The sequence below is a fragment of the Rubidibacter lacunae KORDI 51-2 genome, assembly GCF_000473895.1.
GTDB classification, from domain to species: domain Bacteria; phylum Cyanobacteriota; class Cyanobacteriia; order Cyanobacteriales; family Rubidibacteraceae; genus Rubidibacter; species Rubidibacter lacunae.
This window is the reverse complement of the sequence record NZ_ASSJ01000085.1, coordinates 17,653-42,158: the sequence shown is the minus strand read 5'-3', so window position 1 is coordinate 42,158 and position 24,506 is coordinate 17,653. Positions and strand designations below refer to the sequence as shown.

Annotated in this window: 20 protein-coding genes; 12 read left to right on the top strand and 8 right to left on the bottom strand. The window is 56.1% G+C overall.

All coding sequences use genetic code 11. The annotated features are described in order from the left end of the window. Nucleotides 1–295 precede the first annotated feature (295 nt). Together KR51_RS16520 and KR51_RS16510 are read left to right on the top strand one after the other, a co-directional pair. Nucleotides 296–1,585 (top strand): glutamyl-tRNA reductase, encoded by a 1,290-nt coding sequence (locus KR51_RS16520; protein ID WP_022609303.1) that lies wholly within the window; start codon nt 296–298, stop codon nt 1,583–1,585. A 563-nt stretch (nt 1,586–2,148) separates the two neighbouring features. Beyond that, nucleotides 2,149–5,178 (top strand): UPF0182 family protein, encoded by a 3,030-nt coding sequence (locus KR51_RS16510; RefSeq protein WP_022609302.1) that lies wholly within the window; start codon nt 2,149–2,151, stop codon nt 5,176–5,178. A 156-nt stretch (nt 5,179–5,334) separates the two neighbouring features. On the opposite strand, the gene KR51_RS16505 is transcribed toward KR51_RS16510, so the two are convergent. From KR51_RS16505 to KR51_RS16495, 3 genes are all read right to left on the bottom strand, one after another. Continuing rightward, a complete protein-coding gene (locus tag KR51_RS16505; protein ID WP_022609301.1) occupies nt 5,335–5,613 on the bottom strand; it encodes an RNA recognition motif domain-containing protein in 279 nt (92 codons plus the stop codon). A gap of 373 nt (nt 5,614–5,986) precedes the next feature. Beyond that, on the bottom strand, nt 5,987–7,432 hold the full coding sequence (locus KR51_RS16500) for a phosphoglucomutase/phosphomannomutase family protein (RefSeq protein WP_022609300.1): 1,446 nt from the start codon (nt 7,430–7,432) through the stop codon (nt 5,987–5,989). A 78-nt stretch (nt 7,433–7,510) separates the two neighbouring features. Next, nucleotides 7,511–7,840, bottom strand: a complete 330-nt coding sequence (locus KR51_RS16495) for a hypothetical protein (protein ID WP_022609299.1) — start codon at nt 7,838–7,840, stop codon at nt 7,511–7,513. Between the two features lie 280 nt (nt 7,841–8,120). Between KR51_RS16495 and psbO the strand changes: the two genes are divergently transcribed. The 4 genes from psbO to KR51_RS20790 all read left to right on the top strand — a co-directional run bounded on the left by psbO (nt 8,121) and on the right by KR51_RS20790 (nt 11,566). Beyond that, nucleotides 8,121–8,963 (top strand): photosystem II manganese-stabilizing polypeptide, encoded by an 843-nt coding sequence (gene psbO, locus KR51_RS16485; RefSeq protein ID WP_022609298.1) that lies wholly within the window; start codon nt 8,121–8,123, stop codon nt 8,961–8,963. Between the two features lie 665 nt (nt 8,964–9,628). Further along, entirely contained in the window at nt 9,629–10,405 is a 777-nt protein-coding gene (locus KR51_RS16480) for an RNA polymerase sigma factor SigF (RefSeq protein WP_022609296.1), read from the top strand. Between the two features lie 549 nt (nt 10,406–10,954). Next, a complete protein-coding gene (locus KR51_RS19985) occupies nt 10,955–11,254 on the top strand; it encodes a hypothetical protein (RefSeq protein ID WP_156915168.1) in 300 nt (99 codons plus the stop codon). A gap of 12 nt (nt 11,255–11,266) precedes the next feature. Beyond that, complete coding sequence (locus KR51_RS20790; protein WP_022609294.1) at nt 11,267–11,566, top strand: hypothetical protein; 300 nt, start codon at nt 11,267–11,269, stop codon at nt 11,564–11,566. A 964-nt stretch (nt 11,567–12,530) separates the two neighbouring features. Here the strand turns inward: KR51_RS20790 and menD are convergent. The 3 genes from menD to KR51_RS16455 all read right to left on the bottom strand — a co-directional run bounded on the left by menD (nt 12,531) and on the right by KR51_RS16455 (nt 15,783). Continuing rightward, nucleotides 12,531–14,264, bottom strand: coding sequence for a 2-succinyl-5-enolpyruvyl-6-hydroxy-3-cyclohexene-1-carboxylic-acid synthase (gene menD, locus KR51_RS16465; RefSeq protein ID WP_022609292.1), 1,734 nt, complete (start codon nt 14,262–14,264; stop codon nt 12,531–12,533). A 228-nt stretch (nt 14,265–14,492) separates the two neighbouring features. Further along, entirely contained in the window at nt 14,493–14,822 is a 330-nt protein-coding gene (locus KR51_RS19975) for a hypothetical protein (protein ID WP_156915167.1), read from the bottom strand. Between the two features lie 478 nt (nt 14,823–15,300). After that, nucleotides 15,301–15,783 (bottom strand): protein-tyrosine phosphatase family protein, encoded by a 483-nt coding sequence (locus KR51_RS16455; RefSeq protein WP_022609291.1) that lies wholly within the window; start codon nt 15,781–15,783, stop codon nt 15,301–15,303. Between the two features lie 150 nt (nt 15,784–15,933). Between KR51_RS16455 and KR51_RS16450 the strand changes: the two genes are divergently transcribed. The 6 genes from KR51_RS16450 to KR51_RS16425 all read left to right on the top strand — a co-directional run bounded on the left by KR51_RS16450 (nt 15,934) and on the right by KR51_RS16425 (nt 21,803). Continuing rightward, complete coding sequence (locus KR51_RS16450) at nt 15,934–16,713, top strand: sucrose-phosphate phosphatase (protein ID WP_022609290.1); 780 nt, start codon at nt 15,934–15,936, stop codon at nt 16,711–16,713. Nucleotides 16,714–16,925: 212 nt separating this feature from the next. Continuing rightward, nucleotides 16,926–17,558 (top strand): Holliday junction branch migration protein RuvA, encoded by a 633-nt coding sequence (gene ruvA, locus KR51_RS16445; protein WP_022609289.1) that lies wholly within the window; start codon nt 16,926–16,928, stop codon nt 17,556–17,558. 203 nt (nt 17,559–17,761) lie between these two features. Beyond that, nucleotides 17,762–18,484 carry a hypothetical protein gene (locus KR51_RS16440; protein WP_232214640.1) on the top strand — a complete coding sequence of 241 codons (723 nt, stop codon included), beginning with the start codon at nt 17,762–17,764 and terminating at the stop codon, nt 18,482–18,484. Further along, on the top strand, nt 18,481–19,428 hold the full coding sequence (locus tag KR51_RS16435) for a DUF1822 family protein (RefSeq protein ID WP_022609285.1): 948 nt from the start codon (nt 18,481–18,483) through the stop codon (nt 19,426–19,428). Before KR51_RS16440 ends, KR51_RS16435 begins: the two co-directional genes overlap by 4 nt. An 88-nt stretch (nt 19,429–19,516) precedes the next feature. Beyond that, nucleotides 19,517–20,815, top strand: coding sequence for a CHAT domain-containing protein (locus KR51_RS17760; RefSeq protein ID WP_022609284.1), 1,299 nt, complete (start codon nt 19,517–19,519; stop codon nt 20,813–20,815). 49 nt (nt 20,816–20,864) lie between these two features. After that, the gene (locus tag KR51_RS16425; protein ID WP_022609282.1) at nt 20,865–21,803 is read left to right on the top strand and encodes a glycosyltransferase family 2 protein; all 939 of its coding nucleotides are present in this window, start codon (nt 20,865–20,867) and stop codon (nt 21,801–21,803) included. A gap of 189 nt (nt 21,804–21,992) precedes the next feature. On the opposite strand, the gene KR51_RS16420 is transcribed toward KR51_RS16425, so the two are convergent. Both KR51_RS16420 and KR51_RS21060 read right to left on the bottom strand, forming a co-directional pair. Then, nucleotides 21,993–23,426, bottom strand: coding sequence for an ammonium transporter (locus tag KR51_RS16420; RefSeq protein ID WP_051358268.1), 1,434 nt, complete (start codon nt 23,424–23,426; stop codon nt 21,993–21,995). An 889-nt stretch (nt 23,427–24,315) separates the two neighbouring features. Then, nucleotides 24,316–24,438: a hypothetical protein gene (locus tag KR51_RS21060; RefSeq protein ID WP_022609279.1), complete on the bottom strand. Its 123-nt coding sequence runs from the start codon at nt 24,436–24,438 to the stop codon at nt 24,316–24,318. Nucleotides 24,439–24,506 lie beyond the last annotated feature (68 nt).

Sequence of the window (24,506 nt, the reverse complement as noted above, 5' to 3'; positions counted from 1 at the left end):
TAGCAGGAAGTGGATAGCAGCATGCTCGGCAACGGTTGCAGCTCGCGACCGTCTGCTCGCTGGAAATGCCGACCTCCACTTACTTGGGCAAACCAGTAGTTGGGGCAAGCACTAACTTGCCTAACTTTTGATTGCGGAAGTTTGCGAAACCTTTCGATATTACCCCATTCGCCTTTACAGTTCTGAGTTAGGCTGTGCGTCTTGCTAGAGGCAATCGCAGTCATCCCGCCTTGCATTCATTGCTGTTTTTAACACCACAGCGCTTCCCGCGCAGACGAGAACTCCCTGGAGAACCATGCGAATCGTTGTCGTCGGACTCAGCCACCGTACTGCCCCCGTCCACGTCCGAGAAAAGCTCAGTATTCAAGACCATGCCGTGGAGGGCGCGATCGCCCAGCTTGGCCAATTGCCCCATGTCGAAGAGGTGGCAATTCTCAGCACCTGCAACCGGCTTGAAATTTACGCTGCCGTTCGCGAATGCCAGCAGGGCGTCCGCGAGGTGTCTCAGTTCCTGGCCGAACGCGGGGGGCTCCCCTTATCGCAACTGCGCCGCCATCTCTTTGTTTTGCTGCATCAGGATGCTACTCGCCACCTGATGCGCGTGTCCGCCGGTCTTGATAGCCTCGTGCTTGGAGAAGGGCAGATCCTCGCCCAAGTCAAGCACGGTCACAAGCTCGCCCAAAAGCATAAAGGGCTCGGGCGCTTGCTCGATCGTCTCTTCAAGCAGGCACTCGCCGCCGGCAAGCGCGTCCGCAGCGAAACCAATATCGGGACGGGTGCGATGTCGATCAGCTCTGCCGCGGTTGAGCTCGCCCAAACCCAAGTGCCCGACCTCGGTCGCTGTCGCATTGCCATTATCGGTGCGGGCAAGATGGCGCGATTGCTAGTGCAGCACTTACTCTCCAAGGGCGCGACGCAAATCGCGATCGTCAACCGCTCGCGCCAGCGCGCCAACGAACTTGCCGCTCAGTTCCCCGCTGCCAATTTACAGTTGTGCGAGCTGTCCGAGCTGATCGAAGTCGTCGCCACCAGCGATATTGCTTTCACGAGCACTGCGGCCAGCGAACCGCTGCTCGATCGCGCCAAAATCGAAGCTGCCCTTGCCCCCGACTGCCGCTTGTTGCTATGCGACATTGCCGTACCGCGCAATGTCAGCGAAGATGTCGGCGAGTTACCTCAGGTCGATGCGTTTAATGTCGACGACCTCAAAGCTGTCGTGGCGAAGAACGCCGAGAGCCGCCGTCAGATGGCCCGCGAAGCCGAAGTGTTGCTCGAAGAGGAAGTGCGCGCCTACGAACTTTGGCAGCGATCGCTGGATGCCGTGCCCACGATCAGCTGCCTGCGCGAGAAAGTCGAGACGATTCGCGAACAGGAACTTGAAAAAGCCCTATCGCGCCTGGGAACGGAATTTGCCGAGAAGCACAAGGAAACCATCGAAGCGCTAACGCGCGGCATCGTCAACAAAATTTTGCACGAGCCGATGGTCGAGCTGCGCGCCCAGCAAGACATCGAAATGCGCCGCCGTACCCTACAGTCGCTGCAGCTGTTGTTTAAGTTGGATGTAAGCGAACAGCAGTATGGCTAGCGCCTGCCCGCCATGGCTTGGCAGCTGCACTCCTACCCGCCGGTCGAGGGCACTTTATGCCCCAGAATCGTGCTGTTTGCGGGTCTTGAAGAATAAGATCGAATGTCCGTTTGTCAAGTATCCATTTCCGAATTATTGACAAACCACAAGCGTTCAAGCATTTGCTTAGCGGAGGCGATCGCGCTGGCGCTCGCCAGCAGCTTCCCCATGGCTGCAGAAATTGATGGAGTCGGTGGCGATTGCTTTCGGTAAGCGACACTTGAGTACGATGGCGATGCCGAACGCAAGCGAGCCAGCGGCGACACCAGAACAGCGGCAATTTCACCTTGCCTCGCGGCCCCCAAACGCGACGCAGCAACGCTCGCCGATGCCGACCGTTGGGACGAAATTGACGCAAGGGAGTACGAAGCGCTTAATTCCGAGCTGGCACAGCAGCAACGAGCCAAGCTGAAGTAACCTCAGTATTGCCAAGCTGCAGTAAGCTGCAATCATTCCAACGAGATCGCGTCTCCGGGCTGCACGGGTGCCGTAACCGCAGCGCGATCGCTCGCACTCAATCGACCATGCTGTTCCAGAACCGCCTCGCGCGCCTTGCCCTCGCCGTTGTCGGCACCTTGCTCCTGGGCGAACTTGCAGTTCGCACGACGGCTGAAGTGCTTTGGTTCCAGGAAGTCGGATACCTGCCACTCCTCCTCTTAAGAATGGGAACGCAAGCCGGGCTGTGGCTGGCGATCGCGATCGGCTCGGCTGTCTTTTTATTGGGCAATTTGGAACTGGCCGAGCGCTGTATCTGCCCCGATGCCACAACAGCCATTCCGGCATCCGATCGCGCTCGTGGTGCTGGAGTCTCCGTCGGCAGCATGCGGTTGCGCGTGCTTCTGCCGGTAGTGGTCGTGTTGGCAATCGCCATCAGCTTATTGATGCTGCACTACCTGCAGATCGGCGGGAGTTTTTTCCGAACGGATTGGTCCCTGCCGCCGGCGGGAAGTGCGATCTCCGTTCCAGGCAATCCAGAGAATTATACGCTGCCCACCAGCTTGGGAGAGCGGCCGCTGTTCGAGGTTTCCTTTCTCCGCCGACTCTGGCAGCAACTCACAACCGCTGCAGTCTCAACCTTGGGCGCGATCGCTTTCGTGATGCTCGTATTGATGCGGCACCGCCTCATACTGCGCGCCGTTGCCGTTTTGCTGAGCATTTTCTTCGCCTCAATCGTGGCAGCAAATTGGACGCGCGTGCTGTTGTTCCTCCACGCTCAGCCATTCGAGCGTGTCGAGCCGCTGTTCGGTCGCGATATCGGGTTTTATGTCTTCAAATTGCCGATTTGGGAGTTGCTGAACTTCTTCATTGGCGGTTTGTTTTGGTACGCGCTGCTGTCGGCAAGCCTGATTTATTTGCTCGCAGGCAACAGCATTTCTCAAGGCAAGTTTCTCGGCTTCAGCTATCCGCAACTACGCCACCTATACTTCCTCGGCAGCGTGGTGTCGATGATGCTGGCAGTGCGCCACGCGCTGGCGCGCTTCGAACTCCTTTATTCCGCTCGCGGGGTTACCTACGGCGCAAGCTACACCGACATTGCCGTCCAGTTGCCGACCGAAACCGTCCTGAGTTTAATTGCAGCGTCAACGGCGATATGGTTGATGCTGCGAGCGACTCCCCTGCTCGGGCGGCGGCGCATTCTCGGGCGATCGCCGTGGGTCGGGCTGGCACTTTACGTCTGTGCTTTGCTATTGGGCGCAACCCTGAGTCCGGTCGTGCAGCGCGTGAACGTGCAACCCAACGAGCTCGACCGCGAACTCTCTTACATCGAGCGCAGCATCAAGCTCACCCGTGCCGCATTCGGACTCGACGCGATCGATGTACAAACCTTCGATCCTGAAGCCGACCTCACCGCTGACGATTTGCGCCGGAACAGTAGGACGATCCGCAATATCCGCCTGTGGGACGCACGTACGCTGCTGGCAACCAACCGCCAGCTGCAGCAAATTCGACTCTATTACAAATTTCCCGACGCCGACATGGATCGCTATACGTTGCTGCGCAACCCCCTGGCGGGCGATCCCACAACTGAGCGCCAGCAAGTCCTAATTTCCGCCCGCGAACTGGACTTCAGCGCTGTCCCCGCTCAAGCCCAAACCTGGTTGAATAAGCATCTGATCTATACTCACGGCTATGGCTTCACCCTGTCTCCGGTCAACCAAGTGGGTGAAGGCGGCTTGCCCGAATATTTTGTTAAAGACATTGCCACGGGGGCTGAGGCTGGCGACCTAGAAACTGCTAGCGAGTCCATCCGCGACAGTATTCCGATCGGCTTGCCGCGTATCTACTTTGGCGAGCTGACCGATACCTACATTCTGACCAACACCAGAAAGCTCGAGCTCGACTTCCCCAGCGGTGAAGACAACGTTTACACCACCTACGCGGGTTCGGGCGGCATTTCAGTCGGATCGCTGCAGCGGCGGTTGTTGTTCGCGTCATATCTCAAAGATTGGCAAATGCTGCTGACTCGCAACCTGACGCCGGACACGATGCTGCTGATGCGCCGCAATATCAAGCAGCGCATTCAGGCGATCGCGCCCTTTCTACGCTTCGACGGCGATCCTTACCTGGTTACGGCCGATACTGGCTCGGCAGCCGACCGTGAGTCCCAAAACTACCTGAAGTGGATCGTCGATGCCTATACGATTAGCGATCGGTATCCCTACTCAGATCCGGGCAAATATACCTTCAACTACATCCGTAACTCCGTCAAGATCGTCGTCGATGCTTACAACGGTGACGTGACGTTTTATCTTGCCGACCCTACAGATCCGATCGCGCGCGCCTGGAGCGACATTTTTCCCGACATGTTCGTGCCTTTGGACGCCATGCCCGAGCCCTTAAGCGTTCACATCCGCTATCCGCTTAACCTGTTCCAAGTTCAGGCCGAGCAGTTGCTGGCTTATCACATGACCGATCCGCAAGTGTTCTATAACCGCGAGGACCAGTGGCAGATTCCGCGAGAAGTTTATGGCAGCAAGGTCCAGAGCGTCAAGCCCGACTACTTGATCATGAAACTCCCGATGGAAAAAGCGGAGGAATTTGTGCTGCTGATGCCATTTGCCCCAACCGAGCGCAATAACATGATTGCTTGGCTAGCGGGGCGTTCGGACGGCCGCAATTACGGCAAGCAGCTACTATACCAATTTCCCAGACAGCGCTTGATTTTCGGGCCGGAGCAGATCGAAGCATTAATCAATCAAGATCCGATCATTTCGCAGCAGATCGCACTCTGGGATCGACAGGGGTCGCGGGCGGTGCAAGGGGATTTATTGGTTATTCCCATCGAGCGTTCCCTGCTCTACGTCGAACCGGTCTACCTCGAAGCCGAGAGCAATAGCCTGCCGACGCTGGTGCGGGTCATCGTCGTCTTCGAAAACCGCATTGCGATGGCAAACACCCTCGAAGGTGCCCTGCAGGCGATTTTTGAACCAGGTGCGATCGGGGTTGACGACGGAGAAGATCTCGGTTTGGAGTCTTCAACCACTCCCATCGTCCGCCCTGTGGAAAGCCTGCCTGAGGACACTGCTATTCCGTCGCTGCCAGACAACCCATAACCCCACAGGCACCTGCGATCTTTCCAAACAGATGCCCGGTTCGCTGCTGAAAAACCAAAAGAATGAAACCCTCAGAGATCTAGTCTCTGAGGGCCGCGACGGTACGCAAATACTTACGTTGCAGAAGCCTGATCTACGGCATCGTGCTTCAACGTCTTAGTATCGGCGCTTACCGAACGAGCCGCCACGTTCTTCACGCGGCTTTGCCTTGTTAACTTTGAGGGCTCGACCGAGCCATTCAGCTCCGTCTAAAGCGTCGATCGCCGCGTCTTCTTGGGCCAGCGTCTCCATATCTACAAATGCAAATCCGCGCATCCGTCCGGTGTCGCGATCGGTGGGCAGGTGAACGCGTCGAACCTGACCGTATTCGGCAAACACATCGGTGATGTCCTGCTCGCTAGCGTCGTAGGACAGGTTGCCTACATAAATTGCCATGGGTTTTCTCCGTCAGAGATTGAATGTAGAGATTGGAATTTCGGAGAGAACCTTGAATTTCAGACCAAACGGAAAACCGCGAACTAAAAAGGAATTCTGCTGCCGCTACTCACTCTCATAGACCACACTAACATTTGCGTCTGGAGAGTTGTCGAGCGGTTCCGACCCAGCCGCACAAAACATTACATGTAACCAGCGGCGATCGCTTGAAGACGATGTCGAATGGCAGAAAGTCGCATAAAGGGGCATCCTGATGCTCGCTCGGCACTGGACTCGAAGCTGGGAATTGTCTGATAGCAAACTAAGGGTCTGCAGCAGCCGGGGGGGGCATTTCCTAGAGATTGCGATCCCAATTAATGAAGCTGCTGTGAGTTCAGAGCTCGCTTGCCCAAGACTTCGCCCAATCCAACGTTTTGCGAACCTGCAGGTCGTTTGATGCTTCGCAATACAGCCGCAGTAACGGCTCCGTGCCGCTGAAACGCACCAATAACCAGCTGTCATCGGCCAGCCGGAACTTGAATCCGTCCGTTGTAAGACAATTGACGACAGACTGCCCGGCAATCTCTGCTGGCGGCTGCGTTTTGAGAATTTGCCGGACGCGTTCCTTAGCATCATGACCTGCTAGGGGTAAATCGACGCGATCGTAAGCCGTAGCAAAAGCCACTTTCTCTTGTAATCGCGCGTAAATCGCTCCTACATCTTGCCCCGACTGCAACACGGCTTCGAGCACGTACAGCGCCGACAACAAAGCATCCCGCTCGGGCGTATGGGTTCCGTAACCGATGCCGCCCGATTCCTCGCCGCCAACCAACACCGGCGTCGCCAACATGCGATCGGCAATGTATTTAAAGCCGATGGGCGTTTCATGCAAAGGCAGTCCGTATAGCTTCACCAAGCGCGGGATCAAGTCCGATCCGCTAACGGTTTTCACCACCTCACCGGTCATACTGCGCCGGGTTGCCAGGTGATCGATCAACACCGGAATCAGCACCTGGGAGCTGCGGAAGTTCCCCTCTCCGTCTACTGCGGCAATGCGATCGCAATCACCGTCAAATACTAACCCCACCCGCAGCTCGGCCTCTTGTGCCTTGGCCGCCGTTCGCACGCGTTGGAACAGGGCGGGAATGTAGGGCGGCAGCGGTTCTGGCGGATGGCCGCCGAACAGCGGATCGCGCGTTCCATTCAACTCCTCAACGCCCTCACCGAGCAAGCGCTGCAATCCGCCAGCCGCTGCTCCGTGCATTGCATCCACATAGACGCCCAACTTCCGAGCGGCGATCGCTGCTCGGACCGCTTCGACATCGACTTTCGTCCGCAGTTCCGCACAGTAGCTTGCCCAAGGGTCGAAGGGCTCCACGCTCCCCACAGCGGTCGACGCAACCAGCGGTTTTCCCAAGCGTGCCTCGATCTCCTGCGTCACTGCTGGCGGCACCGAGCCGCCAAACGCACTCTTAACCTTCAAACCCAGATAATTTGCCGGATTGTGACTGGCAGTAATAACCAAGGCTCCCAACGCGCCCTCTGACTTCGCCGCCCAGCTCAATGCCGGCGTGGGCGCATAACTGTCAGCTAAACGCACCGCAAATCCAAATTCAGCTAACGTTTCTGCTGCTATGCGTGCGAACTCCTCTGCCAGGAATCGTCGGTCGTACCCAACGAAAATCAATTGCGGTTGGCGGGCGATCGCTCCGTACTGCTCTGACAGAACCTGCGCTGCTAGCGGGACAATTGCCACTAAGCGTTCGAACGTAAACTCAGCGGCGATGCGACCCCGCCAGCCGTCCGTCCCGAACTTGATGGGAGCAACTGCAAACGCCATTATTTCTACCTCTTTGCAGAGCGATCGCTCGAGAATGGCGACATCCTAACATCATTGATTATGATTCGAGACCGGTTGCTACCGGCCCAATTCCGAAGGATCTGAGGTAGTGTCTTCCACCGCCAAACAGGCTAGCAGTTGTCGAAGCCGCATACGCTCGATGTACGGCCAGCCTCCATTTTCCTCAATTTCACGCAGTAGCTTATATAGATCGTGACGCGAATTAGGCAGTGCGTCTTGGAATAGCTCCTCGCGAATCCGACCGTGCAAGGTTTCCAATCCCCTCAAAATTGACAAGAGAGCGCGGCAGTCCTCGCGCTCTCGCCGCGCCAACTCTAACCCGCGATTGCAGAGGCTCGCCAACTCAGCCTCTAACTCCAGCCGCTGTCGCTTGCTACTCGCTACCATTGGCTGCCTCACCGTGTTTACAAAACTTCATGGACGTCCGCTCGGTCGCGAATAGAACGGTATGCCAGTGTAGAATGCCTAATTGAAGTGGACCGCCAATAGTTTGACATTCATAAACTTTTGCGGCAGATGAGACGCAACGCAGTCTCGTCGATCGTCGGTCGAGCGAGCGGTAAGGTTGCAGGCGGAAGCCACCACGATCCTACCCAGCTCCCTCCCGAATGACACTGCAACGACAGCTTTTTTTTGGAATCGAGCGAAACAGCACACGAGGACGACCATGAGTTATCGTGCATTCATTGTTGCCTTGCTAGCAGTCTGCTTGGGCATACTGACAGCCTGCAGCGAGGCACCGTCGGAATTAGTCGATAAAAGTCAGCTTACGTACGATCAGGTACTCGGAACAGGGCTAGCAAACACCTGCCCGCAACTAGTGCAGACCAGTCGAGGCTCGATCCCGATCGGTCCCGGTCAAACCTACCGACTCGTCGATATGTGCCTGCAACCGACGGAGTTTTATATCGAGGAAGAGCCTGCGAACTCGCGCCGAGAACCCGAGTTCGTTCCCGGCAAGCTCCTGACGCGCGCTACCTCGACCCTCGATCAGATTGACGGGACCCTCAAAGTCGACGATGACGGTCGTCTGACATTCTTCGAACGCGGGGGCATCGACTTCCAGCCCATTACCGTCCTGCTCCCGGGTGGGGAGCAGGTGCCGTTCCTCTTTACGATCAAAAACCTTGTCGCCAAGGCTGGGGCTGACCAGGCAGTTATCAATACCTCCACCGACCTCCGCGGCGAGTTCAACGTGCCGTCATACCGAGGAGCTGTCTTCCTCGATCCGAAAGGGCGCGGTGTAGCCAGCGGCTACGACAATGCGGTTGCCCTACCGGCACAAGCCGATATTGACGATCTCGAGCGAGCAAACGTCAAGCGTGTAGATCGCGGCACGGGCGACATTTCCTTGCAGGTCCAGCGCGTCAACAGCGATACAGGCGAGATTGCCGGGACGTTTGAAAGCGAGCAGCCGTCGGATACCGATCTCGGCGCTCAGGAGCCGGAAGCAGTTAAGATCCGGGGTATTTTCTACGCCGTACTTGAAGATAGCTCGTTCGAGAGCTAAATGCATCTTCCGACTTCCCTGCAGCCAGTGAGAGTTTGCGCACTGGCTGCATTTCCAAAGAGGCACGAAATCGTGCCTCTTGATTTATTTGTGCAATTTATTCTCGAATCTCGATTTCTGCGTTGGACGACGTCTGCGTGCTGCAACTGCAACATAACACTCATACTTAAAGATCGATGCCAACTATAAATGCAATGCGACAAATGCAATGCGGCTGATGACAGAATAGGATTATTTTCTAATATAAATTTTAAATTTATCTACCGTCAGAAATCATTCAATTTGGTGTTGCCTACTTTATCGAACTAGATCTCGCGTTAGGGCTGTAGAAGCGCAAAAAATGTAGGGGATTTGCGGAGGCGGTTGTGTTTCAAGATAACAGCTTGCCTATCAGCACTTAGCAAGTCCGTGCAATAAATGATGCCCTCAAAGATCGTGAATTGTACTGTTGTCAATAGCTCGGAGCGCAACATACAATCTCACCTTGAGGGTTGAATCTAAGGGAACTTGTTGTGAAGCCATGTTCAATGTTCAATGTGTAGCCATGCTCAAGCGATGAATCCGTAGGTCTTTCCCTCTTAGACGGTCGTTCCTGCAACGCCCGCACGAGCTCGACCGCTCGGGTGCGGCGAAAGGTTGCTCCACCACTACCGACGAGTCGAGTAATGGTCACTCAGGTAAAAGCAGATCTCAAGCACAACAGCTTGCACCTTCTGCGCTCGTATCAGGAATCGCGCGACCCGGCACTTCGCAACCGCGTTGTCGAGTTAAACTTCGGGCTGGTCCGTAAGGAGGCACATCATTGGGTTAACCAGTGCAACGAGAGTTATGACGACCTCCTCCAGGTTGGTTCTCTGGGGTTGATTCGGGCAATCGAGCGCTTCGAGTTGTCAAAAGGTCATGCTTTCAGTTCGTTTGCTATTCCTTACATTCGCGGTGAGATCCAGCACTACCTGCGCGATAAAGGGTGTCCCGTTCGGATCCCCCGACGCTGGCTGGAATTGCGCCAGCAGTCACGCGGCGTGACCCGCCGGCTGCGCGAGCGACTCTGTCGGCAACCGACGGACAATGAAATTGCAGAAGAACTAGGTATTACCCCGCGCGAGTGGCAAGAGATCAAACTTGCCGAGAAGAATCGCGAACCGCTCAGTCTCGACATGCCGATGGGCAGCGATGAGGATAGCTCGACCAGTCTTGGCGACCTAGTACCCGACGCTCGATACCGCAGCTTCCAACTTGCTCAAGAAGATCGCCTTCGTCTGCAGCAAGCTCTGTTACAGCTTGAGGGACGAACGCGCAGTGTTCTTGAGTTCGTTTTCTTGCACGATTTGACCCAGAAAGAGGTTGCCGAACTGTTGGGTATTAGCGTCGTTACCGTCTCCCGTCGAATGAAAAAAGGTCTCGGAATGCTAAAGAGGCTTATGTTGACTGAGATCTGCTAGGCGCTGGTCGGAACATAGGCTAAACTAAAGTTATTGATGTTATTTGCAAGCCTTTGTGCCCTGCGGGGACAGACAACCCAAACCGTTAACGTCAGAGTGGAAACGATTATGCGTAAGGTTGTGTGTGCAGCGTCCCTCGGTCTGCTATTTCTTAGTAGTGTAAGTTGCACGATCCCATCAGAAGATGAGCTTGCCGAGAGTCTGAATAAAACTGAAGCTGCGAAGAAGGAGAAGCCCTCAGCAGACCTTCCCGTCGAGAATCAGGCAGCAGCTGCGCAATTGCAGAAGGAAGAGCAACCACAAGTGATTGCCCGTCCGGTTGTAGGGTTGCGAAAACCTACCGATCCCGACAAGCTAGTACAACAACGAGGGGGCGAACCCGGTCAGGATCGAAGAGATCCTTTCGCTGGATTTCCGGTTGGGATTAGCCCCGATAGCGTTATACCCGCAGAGGTGCCTGTTGCGCCCCTTGTTGCAACTCCGGATGCGGAACCCTCTAATGCTCGAGCCGTGCGCGTGACTGGGGCCTTAAATGTGGGTGGAACGCCAATGGCGATCCTTTTGGCGCCGGGCGAAAATTCCAGCCGCTATGTCTTCGAGGGTCAATACGTTGCCGATGGACGAGTTTTGGTCAAGCGTATCGACATGAACCGCGAGCCCGAACCGGTTGTTGTCCTTGAGGAAATTGGAATGGAAGTAGTTAAGCCCTTAAACCAGCAGGAGCCGATAACTCCAATAGCAACAGAGGACTCAACCCAGCTTCTAATTCCTACTGCCGGGCAGGTTAGCTCGATTCCGCTCCCGCCACCGCCACCCGAGCCATTCTCCGGCGCACTTGCGTCACAGTAGTAGTATCAATAAATGAGTTTAGTGTCGAACGATTGGCTTGGCTTAAAGCTGAATGAAGGCAGGCTTTGTATCGAGAACAATCGCTTGCCGTTGGCAGTTTACCGTGAGGCTACGTCGCAGCTTCGTCAAATAGCTGGGGCGGACGTGGAGCTTCTGCCTCAGCGATCGCTTGAGTTCGAGTACCGGCAAAGCCAGGTTGGTGGTTTGTGCGTGCATTGTCCTGAGATGGAAGCGGAAGATCGCAATCGGTTGCTCGCGATACTGGACTATTACGCGCAGCGCTACGGAGCGTGGCGGTTGGTAACTGCTTGAAGTGATATGTTCCCGAACCGTTCGAGCAATCGGATTGAAATGTTCTATGCAGTTGAGTTCCAGCAGCCGCGTGCGGGACTGCGCGACCGACATTTAGGCAACGGGTCTTAGCTTGATAATTGCTGGCGATCCCGGAACTCTACTGCAATCAAGTGATAACTTATTACGATTGGTTCCAACCAAGTGCAATCGCCCAAGCATTTCGGATGCTATCACAGCGTTTGTAGATAAGCATTTAGGGCTGCGCCAAGAAATGATTTTGGAGTTCTCACCCTCTCGAACCCTTTTAAAAATAGTTCCCAGAGATCGACAACCCTAAATATTGGACTTGGCAAAGCACTAACCTGGATAGTTGATGAACTCTTTTGCGGAGACCTTAAATCTTTTGCCGTGCAAGGCTTGCAGACTTTTTTGCTCAATGACAGTGTGTTTCTATACGCGTAGATTGGAGCCTAGTCAGAGCAAGGGTTTGAGGCTTCGTAAAAATCTTTGTGAATAATCCAGGCTTGGGCAAATGCATACATATTTCTCTGCCAAGACCGAATTCGAGGTTCAGCGATCGGGTGTGCTAGAACGCAGATAATTTTTTCGAAACCAACATCAGCTCGAGTTTCTCTTATTGCGAATTTCGAGCTGATACACAGAGTATGCGTTTGTCCCAAGATGACAGCCTTAGCCATTTCCGGAAACCCTTGGTCGCCGCTCCCATGGCTGATATCAAATTCGCCAGAACACTATCGCAACCGAGTCGAGAAAACTGCGCTGTATCGAGTTTAAAAAGGTCGGGAACGGAGAGCAGTCTCCCAGATTTGTATGAAACGTGACTTGGCTGGTTCGCTTCAACTCACTTTTCTGGAGATATGGCGACAGACAGGGGCATCCGAAAAGTCTTTGTGTAGCAGTTGCGATTCATCTTTGTTTCTATCCTTGAATACCTCGAACAAGCTCTTCAACTGTCATAGGATTATTGGCTGTAGAATTTTGCCAGAAGTTGCTGCCGCCAGCGTGCGTCGGCGCGACGATCGCTGTGAAATTCCAACAGGCGAATGCCGTCTGTCGGTAACGGGGTTAAGAGGTCTTCGAAGTGCGACCAGTCACGGACGTGGCAGTGCTCGACGCCGTAAGCCGCACAGAGTTTCGCAAAGTTCGCAGATTGAGGCGTGGCGAAAAACTCTTCGAACGGCGGGTCGAACTGTGCAATCGGAAGTTGCTCGAAAATACCGCCACCATTGTTATTGACTAGCACGATTGTCAAGTGTCCCACGAAGCGATCGCGGAGCAAAAACCCAGTTGTATCGTGTAAAAGTGCTAAGTCGCCTGTCAGCAGCACGCTACTTTGTTGGCGATGTGCAATTCCCAACGCCGTCGCGAGCGTACCGTCGATGCCATTTGCTCCGCGATTACAAAACATGTGCATGCGGCGATCGCCTGGCGGCCAGAACCATTCCACATCGCGGACGGGCGTGCTATTGGCAACGATGATAGGAGTTTCCTGAGGCAAAAGCTGCGCCAGTAGCCAGGCAATCTTGCCAGCAAACGGAGCATCTAAGTCGGACAGTGTGCGTGCCATTGCTGTCTGCACCCGTTGCTCGGCAACCAGCCACTGACGGAGATAACTCGATGGTGGGCGCGGCGACCGGGCAGCTAGAGCAGGAGAACGTGCCAGTAGTTGTGGCGCATGCGCAAGATGCGTCGTGCGGCCGTGGAGCGGATCGAGGTTGTCGTAACGCGCGTCGAGGATCCAACACTGCGCATCGGCTGCAGCCAACCACGCACGCAGTTCCTTACTCGTCGGTAGCGTGCCGAATTGAATGATTTGCCGGGGGGCTAAGGATCGCGCCAGCATACGATCCCTCAAGATTGCATCGTAACCTGCTACCAGATAGGGATTCAGCCCGGCACGGTTGCGAACAGGCGACAAGCCTTCTGCCAGAACCGGCCAGCCCAGGGCCACAGCGAGGGCGGCGATCGCGCGCGCGTACAGCTCCGGCTCCGATGGCTGTGCGACTCCCGCAAGGATGATGCCGCGTTCTACCTGCTCCCACACCGAAAAAGGCAGCGAAGCATTCGGTTCGAGCCGTTGCGGGGGCACGATCTCGTCGCAGAAGTTAACCAATGCCCCCTCCAATTCTGCTGGCAGCGGCTCGGAAACGGGCGCGAGCGGATCGCGCAGTGGGACGTTGAGATGTACCGGACCCGGATGCGGCTGCAGACACTGTCGCACTGCCTGAACTGCTGTTTGCCGCAGATAGCGCAACATGTCCAGCGACGCAAACGGAAGCGCTAACTCTGCATACCAGTTGGGATACGTGCCGTAAAGTTTTACCTGGTCGATCGCCTGACCTGCGCGGCAGTCGCGCAACTCCGGCGGGCGATCGGCACTCAACACCAACAAAGGGACTCGGCTCTCGTGGGCTTCGGCAATTACGGGATAGAAGTTTGCTGCTGCCGTTCCTGACGTGCAGATTAATCCGACTGGCTTGCCCATACGTTTGGCAATTCCGAGGGCGAAAAAGGCAGCCGACCGCTCGTCCAGCACGGGAATCGCTTCGATGTGCGGATGCCGCGCGCAGGCCACTGCCAGCGGACCCGATCGCGAGCCAGGACACACAACTACCGTCGCGACGCCAGATCGCACCAGCGCTTCGACCAACACCGAACTCCAAAGCGCATTAGCATTGCGAAAATCGATGGTCACCCCGCTCATCCTTACTGTAGAAACGGACCGTAAATCCGCTCCCAGCTTAAATCCCTACCTGCTCTGATTTCAGAAGCACGCGGTAGTGATTGCCGGACTGAGTGATGTGGAGCACGCCGTAGACGACTGCTGAACGAGAGGCACCAAATCATTCCAATCGCCCTTGCTACTAGAGACGACCCACTGAATTGCTGTCAGAATTGTTGTGGAGCCGCTCGATCGCTCGGGCTAGTGCTGCATGCATTGCTTGAACTCGGCGGCATGACGCGGATCGCCAATGCACTGGGACAGGCCCTCCTGTACGTCTGGTGGCGACAGCGCTGGATGCTCGTCGACCACACTCTTGCTGAGAATCGGCGCGATCGCTCCGAGGTATTCGGCAAACTTCTGACCGCAGCGATTGACGAACCTCGGCTCGACGGAACTCGCAGTCGATTTACCACCGAGTCCATCATTGGCAGCGTCCAGCGGAACTTCAAGGCACAATACGTCGCGATCGCCTCCATCGACGATCTGGCAGAACGTTCCGGCATCTGGATAGCGGCGAACGTTTGCCAAGACCTGCTAGCGCGCATCCATCGCTTAAAGTTTAATCACGAAGTATCGCCACGGGCATAGCCGAAAAGCATCTGCCTCTAAAGGTAAACCCTGTCAGTTCAACTTTCGCTTGGCTCAGAAAAATCAAGATTGTTGCCAGGACCTTAACTAGGAAAGCATCGCTGGAATAAAAGATCGCTTCAATCGTGCAACTGACTGCGACATAGTAGACCTGCACTAGATTCTAGTTGCACGAAGCGATGCAGTATCGGTAAATATCGCATCCCCTCCTTCTCGCGTTCGCAAATACACGTGCACCAACTACACCTGCTCACATCACACAATTGTTATTTGGCTCTGTGCTCCATAGGCTCAAGTGCCATATCCAAGCTGATGTATCACTTGCACCGTACCCAGCATGGCGAGTCATTAAGGGGTGTCACTCTGCCTTCTGGTTTGACTGGCTGCTTGCCAGCCAATATGGACCCATGGCAACTGGCTAATTATTTGAAGCGCCCTCGAACGAGTTCGATTGCGAGAGAAACTCGCGCATGATTGCCACTTGGGCGCTGTCGGGGTTGGCGATCTCGTGTTGCTGTTTAACAAGGGCGATCGCGTAATCGAGATCGATAGATTGGGTCCGCGCTACGTAGGCAGCACAAACCGAGGGCGAGCGTCCGACTCCGGCAAGGCAGTGGACATAAACAGCGTGACCTTTGCGGTGCCAGCGGGTCAGGATGGCGAGGGATTGGGTGAAGTGCTCGACTTCAGGAACGCCCCCTGTGAAGCCGTCGGGAATGGCCACGCGCTCCCATACGAAGCGGTTGAATATCCCGGATGGAACGTCGCGCTCGTCTGGCTCGGTCAAGCACAGTACGGCCGTGATCCCCTGGCGCGCGAGATAGCCCGCTTGGTTCTCAGAGTGGGGAAACGGACCGACCGCAAGCTTTTGCGATAAAACCCAGGAGAAGCGCTTTATCATACTGCATTCTCAAACATTATTTTCAAAGTAGTTTAGCCCTTATCCTACCAGTCGCAGCATGCAGGCTACTGACGGCAACCACAGCTACTCAGAACAAACTTGCTACTCGGTCGAACGCACTTACAACCTCAAGATGTTGATGTGAAGTTAATGCGAACACTACTCCTAGTCACCGATTTAGACAATACGCTCGTGGGGGATGCAAAAGCTCTAACCGCTCTCAATACTTACCTGCAAGCGCTGCAGTCGCGGGGTCAATTGCGGTTGGTTTACGCGACCGGGCGATCGCCACATCTATACCGCGAACTCCTCAGCGAACAGGACTTGCTCGTGCCCGACGCGCTCGTAACCTCCGTCGGAACCGAGATCTACTACCCCGCTCTCGATCCGGTTGGAGCGGCACCCGACCCAACATGGGCGCAACGGCTGTCAGTTGGATGGAAGCGCCAGGCGGTAGTCGCTATTTGCGCGAACCTTCCGGAGCTGATGCTGCAGCCGTCAACCGAGCAGGGCGACTTCAAGGTCAGTTACTTCCTTGCCGAGCATGCGTGGTCGGCCGTGCGCGCGCGCTTGGTGGAGGAATTTACCGCGGCCGATTTGTCAGTACAGACGATCTATAGTGGCGGGCAGGATCTCGATTTAGTTCCACGGGCGGGAGATAAGGGACAAGCCGTTCAATTCCTGCAACACCAGTGGCAGTTCGACGACAATTCCACCATCGTCTGCGGCGATTCGGGCAACGACATTGCTTTGTTTGCAACGGGCTCTCCTTTCGGAATCATTGTCGGTAATGCCAAACCCGAGTTACTCGACTGGAGCGCTGCTCAGCGCAAAACTGCAAGGTTACATTGCACCCGGGCTAGTTACGCGGCCGGCATCCTCGAAGGACTGGAGCACTTCGGCTGGCTGGAGGCTGCTGGCGATTCGTAGCTAGTGGCGATCGCGAATAGCTTGCTCTGCCGGATGCAGCCTCCATAGCAGCTGGAAATATCGAAGGATTCAGCAACGTTAGTAGATTGCTTTTTTCCTATCCTTCATTGCGAGTGGTCTCCCTGCAACGTTGCAGAGTCATGCTGACGGGCTGCTACATTGCTGCTACATTAAGGTGCCCCAACCGAGTCCCACGCGCCAGCAAGATCGCCATGATTGCTTATCTACGCGGCACCGTCCACCGCATCGTCAAGCGTGGAAATACCCGCACGCTATTGATTTTGGAAGTCGGCGGCATCGGTTACGAATTGCAAATTCCTCGGCGGCTGGCGCGCGAGCTAGTGCCCGATCCGGAGGCAGTCGTACAAATCTACGCGCACCAGCAAATTCGCGACGACCAGCTCGTCCTGTATGGATTTGCTACTGCTGCCGAGCGCGACCTATTCCGACAGCTCGTCAGCGTCAGCGGCATCGGCAGCCAACTCGCGATCGCAGCCCTCGACACGCTCGGTTTAAATCGGTTAGTGGAAGCGATCGTGGCGGGAGATACACATGCCCTCGCAAAAGTGCCCGGTGTCGGGACTAAAACCGCCGAGCGCATGGCATTAGAACTCAAGACCAAGCTGGCACAGTGGCGGCAGGCTTCTGGAATGGCAGCGAGTCAATCTGCTCTCGGGCCGGCACTGGACCTACGCGAGGACGTAGAGATGACACTGCTAGCCCTTGGATACGCGCAAGACGAAATCGAACACGCCCTGTCCGCTCTTGCCTTAGACAGCGTCTTACTTGCCAATCCCCAACCCGAGGAATGGATCCGCCGCGCGATCGCCTGGTTGAGCCAGTAAACACCTGTCGGGCGGAACCTGAAGCCACGGGATGCTCGACCTCGGAGTCAGCACGGTCATAACAGTGCAACCATCGGGCGAATAGTCTGGGAAGGGAAGAAAACCGCGCGATCGCCGGTGGCTCGGGCGTCACAATCAAGCAGAATTAGGATAAGCCCGACTAAGACTTGGCTTATTCTAAACGCTGTCAGCCTATGCTGCTTATGACGATTGCGCGCATGCCTTCCGATCGCGACCCCGGCGAGAGTGCCCTACAGGTGGCGATTGCAGCTACCTGTCGGGTGCCGGCCGGAAGCCCTGCCCGACGCAAAGCGCTCAACCGACTGCTTGCCTGTATGCAGCGGTTGCCCGGTCTCTATCGCTCGTCTCACCAGGACTATCCCGAAGCATATAACCGCACGCTCGAGTGGGTCTGCAAGAACATCGATACCTTTGAACCGCGTGGGGTATCAGCAGACGAAAGTTTCGTGCGCTGGGTCAACGGTTATTTACGGTGGCGCGTGCGCGATCTGTATACCTCTGACGACAAGTACATCGTCAATCTTAAAACCGACGCGATCGATGTCGATCCGATCGAACTCCTACCCGACCCCGCTAGTAAGCTCGACCTGGTCGAACGACAAATTGCCGAGCAGCAAGCTGCCACTCGTCATCGCTACGGTCGCAAGGTTTGGGACTATCTCGAACGCGATCCCAATGGCACTCTCAGCAATTGCCACCCGGGAAAGCACCCCGACTGTCACTGCCGCGAGTTGGTCGCACGCCTGCTTCTACAGGAGCCCCCCCAACGCGTACGTCAAATCGCTCGCGAATACGGTATCCCCGAACAAACCCTCTACTCGCACTGGAAGAAAAAGTGCCGCCCGCTCGTAGCCGAACTCGTCCGTACCTTGAATTCCACGCTCAATTTGGATCCTCTCCCATGAATGCTGCGACTGCACCGCCACCGATTGCGATCGCCCTCGATCGCCATACTCGCCGATACGCCGAGCAATTTGCTACCGAGCAAGCCACACCTCAGAAAGGCAAGCAGGTCTATCTCAACACGCTGGCCGTCTGTGCCGTTCGGACATACCTAAATTGCTTGGCGATCGCGACGGCACCCCAGCAGGGCAAATGCTGGCAGCCAGGACTGCGTGCCGCCTTTGACGTCAACGACTTGATCGTGCCGGGCCGCGGCCGGATCGCCTGCTGCCCCGTGTTGCCCGCCGCCGCGACCGCGACCGTGCCAATTGCCCTTGCCGATGACTGCCTCGGCTGCGCGATCGTGCGCATCGGCGATTGCCTGGATTGGGCGTATCTGCTGGGCTTCGTGTCGCCCGAGCGGATCCGGAGTGACGATGAAGTCCCGCTGGCGGAGTTGCAGTCGCTTGATGACTTCCTCAGCGTACTGGAGCGCTCCAGCCGTCATACCCGCCTGCAGGAGTGGTTTGCGGGAATCTTCGCGCCCGAATGGGAGCCGTCTGACATCCTCTTACCCGCGACGGGCAGCACGCTCCGAACGGCAGCCCCGCCGGTAGAGGTGTTGGCAGCTCCCGACGAAGCTTCACACCACATCAGTCGCGGTAAGGTCCTGCGTTGGCATACCGGTGGCGACGAACAAGCGATCGTGCTCGTCGTGAAAGCAGCATTGCACGCGGATCGCAGCACGAGCCTTTGTATGCGTCTTTATCCCTGCGGGAACGCTCATTGCTTGCCGTCGGGCTTGTGCGCCACGTTATTGGACGCGTCAGATGAGGCGAGCTTGCAGGTACGTGCAGGAGATGCCGATAACTGGTTGCAACTCGACTTCCTCTGCCAACCCGACGAGCCATTTAACTTGGAGCTGGACCTCGATGACGTGAGGGTCCGCGAGATATTCACTGCCTGAGCATCCGTCCGTCCTCGATTGCTTCAGCCAACTGCCCGCTCGATCGCCAGCTGCGCGATCGCGTCCCGACTTCGCCCGGAACCCGCCCATGCCAGAGCAATACTTGCGCTTGAAATTACGGCAAGCAAACGGCGATCGCTACCGCGCGACGCTGACGGCATCGCACCGGCCTGAAAAGGAACTCGAAGGCTGTCTCTATGCACTGCCTCCGGAATTGCTCCAAGCACTCCGTGATTGCCAGCACCTATACCGCCAGCTCGACGACGCGCGCATCGTGGGATTATCGGTCGCGCGAGGAAACCGCGATTGGCTGCTCGACAACTTACGTTCTGCCCTGGACGGACTGGAAGCGCAGCTCAATGGTTGGCTCGAGCGCGGCAGCAGCTCCGGCTGGCAAACCGTCCGAGACGGATTGATTGCCTACGCCGGCGAATTGCACCGCAAGGAGAGTGACGGCGAGATCTTCATCCTGCTCGATTGTAAAGATGACCCTCTCAACCGCCTACCCTGGCAAGCGTGGCGTTTGCTGGCAACCCACTACCCCCATTCGGAAGTCGTCCTCCAAGCCCCCAAAGACTCTCCCACGTTTGTGGAGCCGCAGCTGCCGGCGACCGGTCCGCGCGTGTTGGTTGTTGTCGGTCGCGGTGACGGCATCGACACCAAGGCCGACCTGGCTGTCGTTCGCGAGCTTGAAGCGCGCGGTGCCGAGGTTCGTTCCCTCATCCAACCGCGCCACCAGGAGCTTTGCGAGGCACTCTGGGACGAGTGCGGGTATCACATCTTCGTTTTCACCGGACATAGTGGCAGCCGTTCGGACGGACGCCTTGGCTGGCTCGAACTCGACTGCGACGAACGCCTCTCAGTTGAAGACTTGCGAGACTCTTTGGCTGCGGCGATTCATAACGGACTGCAGCTGGCCATTTTTAACTCCTGCGACGGGTTGGGATTGGCATACCAACTGGCGCAAATCAACCTGCCTCAAAGTATCGTCATGCGCGAGCCAGTCCCCGATACGGTAGCAGTGGACTTTCTGCGTTACTTTTTTCGGGAATTCGCCCGCGATCGCTCGTTGCTAGCATCGATCTTTACCGCGCGCAAGCGCTTAGAACCGCATCAAGACCGCTATCCCGGTGCAACTCTGCTGCCGACGTTGTGCCTCAAACCCTCGGCAGAATTCCTGACTTGGCAGCGCATGCAGTGCGAGCCTACCCGACCTGCCCGACCCTGGCAAACTCGGGTTGTAACCCTACCAATCGCGATCGCGATTGGTTTGACCGGCGTTGCCATCGGTGCGATCGGCACGCTGTGGCTGTTGCCACCGCCCTGCACCGCCTCGGCCGGGCATGCGATCGCCTGTGCGCCCCCGTCGCAAGAGTTGGGTCAATAGCGCCGCGCGTTAGAATCTGGAGTCGGTCGCCTCATCAGAGGGCTCTCACGTGTTCTTTAGCGTCGTCATTCCGACTTACAACCGCCTGCCGATCTTGCAAAAGTGCTTGCTCGCCCTTGAAGAACAGCAGTACGACACTCGGTTAGTCGACGGATATGAAGTCATCGTTGTCGATGACGGTTCCACCGACGCGACTTTAGCGTGGTTGGCATCTGCGGGCTTAGCGCGTGTTTGCGTTTGCGAGCAAAACCACCGGGGACCTGCCGCTGCCCGCAACCTCGGCGTCGAGAGCGCGCGCGGCAACGAGATTATTTTCATCGACAGCGACCTGGTCGTTACCGAAGTCTTTCTTCAAGCGCACGCAACTGCCCTGCGCGACGCTCGCCGCCGTTGGGGCGATCGCGTCTTTACCTACGGTCGGGTTGTCAATACCAACAATTTTGACCAGCCGACGGCTGAGCCCTATAAACTTACGGACTACTCAGCGGCCTACTTTGCTACCGGCAACGTCGCGATCGCGCGTCACTGGTTAGAGGCGTCAGGCGGGTTCGACACGCGCTTCCAACTTTACGGATGGGAAGATCTAGAACTGGGCGTGCGACTCAAACAGCTCGGTCTCAGGCTCGTCAAATGCCCGCAGGCCGTTGGCTATCACTGGCATCCTCCGTTCCGAGTCGAGCAATTGCCGCAGCTGATCGATCGCGAACGGCAGCGCGGTCGCACGGGCGCGCTGTTCTACCAGAAGCATCCGACCTTCGCCGTGCGGCTGATGGTACAAATGACTTGGGTGCACCGCCTGCTATGGGGGTTGCTGACCTTTGGCGGCCTCCTCAACGAACGCACCCTTGCACCGTTGCTGAGCTGGTTGTGCGCGCGCGGGCGATCGCGCCTCGCTCTGGAGATCTCCCGCCTCTTCCTCAACTGGTACGCCGTTTGCCACACTTATGCAGCTTGGGCAGTTTTACAGCAAGAAAGGCGTTCTGATTGAGAGCACCTCCACTGCCGCGAGGTAAAAATTGCGAAGCTTGCAAGCAATCGAGCAGCCGTTAGTCGGTCTTCTCAGCACCTACAAAACAGGCGCCCCCGCCACTGACAGGGACGCCAAATGCATGAAGTCGAATACAACGAGTGGGAGGGCATCGGCAGCCTCACCCGTTGAAAAACCATCTGCTAATTACTACTCATCACCGCGAAAAACGCTGGAGCTGCTCCCTGCCAGCACGTCCGCTTCCTTAACGAAGCCGCTATAGGCTTCCATACCGTGCTCGCCAATGTCGAGACCTTCCAGCTCTTCTTCAGGAGTCACGCGGATGCCCAACGTTGCCTTCAAAGCGGTCCACACGATGAAGCTGAACAGTGCCGTGAAGCCGCCGATCGATAGGATGCCTACGATCTGAGCGACCGGGTCCCCACCAGCAAAAACCACCGCGAACGTGCCCCAGATGCCGCAGACCAAGTGCACCGAAATGGCACCGACCGGGTCGTCGATCTTGATCGAGTCAAAGAACGCTACCGAGAAGACGACGATAATGCCCGCCACCAGACCGATAAAGACTGCCACCGGGTAAGAAGCCGCATCGCAACCTGCCGTGATGCCCACTAGACCGGCCAGGATCCCGTTGATGATCATCGACAGGTCCGGCTTTCCGTCCTTAATCCAGGCCGTGAACGTAGCAGCAACGCCGCCCGCTGCTGCCGAGAGCGTCGTCGTTACGGCAATGTAAGGCACGTTGGGGGTTGCAGCCAGCTCCGAGCCCGGATTGAACCCATACCAACCGATCCACAGAATCAGGCAGCCCAACATAGCAATGCTCATGTTGTGACCGGGCAGCGCATTCACCGATCCGTCGGCATTGTACTTGCCTTGGCGTGGACCGAGAATCAAAGCTCCAACCAATGCCGCCCAGCCACCGACCGAGTGCACGACCGTCGAACCGGCAAAGTCAGCAAAACCAAGCTGCGACAGCCAGCCACCTGCCCACTGCCAGTGCCCGGTAATCGGGTAGGAAATACCGACGAGCAGGAAGCTGAAAATTAGAAAGTCCGTGAACTTGATGCGTTCGGCAACAGCACCGGAGACGATCGTTGCTGCTGTGGCTGCAAACGCTACCTGGAATAGGAAGGACACTGAAATCGGCAGTCCCGCTGGAAACGGTTCGAGACCGTAGGTTGCCGGATCCGAACTCGACAGGAAGAAGCCTGCAGTGCCGATGAAACCACGAAAATCAGTGCCGTACATCAGCGCGAAACCGATCGCCCAATAAGCGAGTGTCGCAATGCCGAACACGATGAGGTTCTTCGAAAGAATGTTGACGGCATTTTTCTGTCGGCAGAAACCCGTCTCCAACATTCCGAAGCCTGCATTCATTGCGATGACGAGCACCGCGCAGAAAAAGATAAAGATCGCGTCGAGCGTACCCTTAATCACCGCAGGGTCGGAGAAGTCCAATGTGTCGAGGTCGAGCGCATGCTGAGCAGCAGCAGCACCGTCCCAAATCACGACCAAAATAGCGGCGAGGGGAATACACGCGAGCCAATACGGCTTGACTCGTCGGGGCAGAAGCCACGAGAGTCCGAACCGATTAGGAGCGATCGGTTGCCGTTCTCTCACACCTTGCGAATTTCGTTGCATCAGTCTTGACATCATCACCGATCTCGTTTTCACACAACTTTTGACACTAGATTTTGAGACTAGAGCAGTAAGTCACATTCTCTACCTCACTCGCCGGAGCCTTGTCAAGGCGAATGGGTGCTACATAATCCGAATTCAACTGCTGCGAGCGTAGAGCCTCAGCGCAGAAAACGCGCTTTTCAGGCCTTACCTTGGCAATTTGCCATCCACTCACTGCAAAGAATCGACCTGCCGCCGAGAGCTCTGATAACACTCTTTTGCAGCCATAGCGACCCGATTCTCATCGGTTGCCCACATCATTTCTGTATCTTCGGATACACCTTTTGCAGTCACTTTGTCCGAAGTCGCCTTTCGATTGTCAGTCAAAAGTTCTCAACTGGGTTCATCCTCCCTTATCAGACCGAGCATTCGGAATGACAGTTGCGAGCCGAATTGATTGCGGATTAGCACACCCAAGCCCAACATCGATAGCTGCAATTCGGCCAATGTAAATATTTAAAAACTCTCGGCATGGAACCAGCTGGTCCGACCGAGACTCGCAACTAAATATCCGACGGACGACAGGATAACTTGACAGCACTTGCTGATAGCGAAACAACACGTAACAATCCTGCAAGGGGCTTCGATCGAATTTGCGATCCCAATCTTTTTGTATTCGGGGCTCGGTCACGAGAGACCCAATAAAGTAACTGCAGGATTCGGGACTGGCAGTATTGAAGAATGGTGCTGACGAGAACTTTGAAGGCTGGGCGATAATAACCGAACCGAGCGATCGGTAACGAGCAATCTGCGAATCACATGCGCTGAGGTTGGGTACAGCAGACTTGTCAAATCAGTATCGTTGAGCCGGGCTAGCTGGGAGGCGCTACTAAGCTTCAAACACGCCACGTTCCACCTGACCTTCACCGGAGTTTAGGGGTATCAGCAACACCAGCATCAGGTAGTGCAACCCCCAAGCTTTAAAGATTTGAGACGTTCCCCACCAATGCACATTCGCCTCACAACGCAAAGCCAGCTGTAAGTATAGCTATGCTTGGGCGGTCCTATAAGCAAATTTTG